Source organism: Stenotrophomonas sp. 05L44_2 (assembly GCF_056665995.1).
Window position 1 is genome coordinate 1 of the sequence record NZ_JBFTNR010000793.1, and the last position, 1,780, is coordinate 1,780.

At 65.8% G+C, this 1,780-nt stretch carries 2 protein-coding genes; one reads left to right on the forward strand and one right to left on the reverse strand.

Going from position 1 to position 1,780, the window contains the following annotated elements:
* Positions 1-190, forward strand: a 190-nt coding sequence (locus AC1VAN_RS20690) for a hypothetical protein (protein WP_480986620.1), incomplete at its 5' end; no start/stop codon positions are given.
* A 68-nt stretch (positions 191-258) separates the two neighbouring features.
* Here the strand turns inward: AC1VAN_RS20690 and AC1VAN_RS20695 are convergent.
* Positions 259-1,780, reverse strand: a 1,522-nt coding sequence (locus tag AC1VAN_RS20695; RefSeq protein WP_480986621.1) for a TonB-dependent receptor, incomplete at its 5' end; no start/stop codon positions are given.

The window sequence follows — 1,780 nt, forward strand, 5'->3', positions numbered from 1 at the left end:
GGTCATGCCTTCGATCGGCAGGCTGATGGTGGAAGCCGTCTCGTGGACGGCTGTGGGGCTGGAGGTGCTCATGGCCTGGTTTCCCTGGTTCCATCTGGAGGATGGTGACCAGCCTAGACCTTGCCACCGTGGGAAGGTCAAATCCACCCCACCCCGCCAACGACCCACCCATCCCGCGCGCGCCCAGTAGAGCCACGCCATGCGTGGCTGCCCGTCAAATCGTGGCTGGCGCCGGGCCATGGCCGGCGCCGCCTTCCCTCAGAACGTGAACACATACTCCAGCGCGAACTCGCGGCCCACCGCGCCCAACAAGCGGGTCGGCGCGAAATCGTAGTCGACCTTGTACGGGTCCTTGTGGTTCCAGCTGGTCGCATTGAACGCGTTGTTCACGTACAGATTGACCTTCATGAACTCGGTCACCTGGTAGCCGACGTTGAAATTCCACGTAATGAACGGCCCGACCCGCCCGTAATAGCGCGCCGTCTGCTCCCCCGCATTCGGGTTCGGATTGGCCGATCCATCCGGGCGCGTGGCGGGTTCCAGGCAGTTCAGCGACGGGCTGTCGCTGGGCACGTAGCCATCGGCGAACGGCAGGCAGCCGCCGGGGTTGTCCAGGCGGTCGGTGCCCCAGTGGTAGCGCACGCCCGGCACCGAGCCGATGCGGTCGGCATACACGTTCGCATTCCAGTTGCCACCCTGCCACGCCAGGCTGGCGCGCAGCTTGCTGCGCAGGTCACGGTCGCGACGCTCAGGGTTCGGATCGTTGGCGTAACGCTGTTCTTTCGTCGAAATCTGGTTGGTGTAGTTCACCCCCAGCTGGAAGCTGCCCCATGCGGCCGTCTCCAGCCGGTAGCGCGCGCTCAGGTCGATGCCGCGCACTTCGCGGCTGGCCAGGTTGAACGGCCCGCGCTCGATCGACACCAGCCGGCCGCTGCTGTCACGGTTCACCCGGGCCAGGATGCCGGCACAGTAAGCCTCACCTGCCGGGTTCGCCCACGGCGTGCCGTCCATGTTCTTGCCGGTCAAGCAGCCGGCCTCGCTGGCCAGCACCTCGTCCGCGCCGACGTCGACGATCATGTCTTCCAGCTTGATCGCCCAGTAGTCAGCGCTCATCGACAGGTTCGGCAGCACGTCCCACACGAAGCCGACCGTCCACGAATCGCCGGTTTCCGAGCGCAGCAGCGGCGTACCCCGGCGGTTCACGTCGAACGCRTACCAGACATCGGTATTGCCCACGCCGCAGTTGTTGACCAGATAAGCGCCGCTCTCGATGCAGCGCAGGCGGTCGTAGGTCAGCACTTCAGAACTGCTGGCCTGGCCCAGCAGGTAGTGCATGTCCGGCGCATGGAAGCTGGTCGCGTAAGAGCCGCGCACCAGCAGCGACTCGAACGGCCGCCATTCCAGGCCGGCGTTCCAGGTGGTTTCCTTCTGGCTGCCGATATCCAGCGCTTCGCCGCCGCCGTCGGCCTTGTAGCTGCCGTACCGGTCGTAGCGTGCCGCCGCGGTAGCGATCAGGCTGTCGGCCAATGGGATCTTGAACTCGACACCGGCCGAGTAGCGGGTACGCTCGCCACCGCCGCGATCAACGTTCTGCAGATCGAAATCGATGCCCGCGCGCGGGTCCGGGCTGAGGTGATAGCCCTGCTTGGCCACTTCGGCCACCGCGGCGAACGAGATCGGCCCGGCCCAGCCCTGGAACAGTTCACCGGTGATGTCGGCCGAGGCCTGGTTGACGTAGGACGATGCCCGGTTCTTCGCTACCGTGCCCATCTGCCAGTAC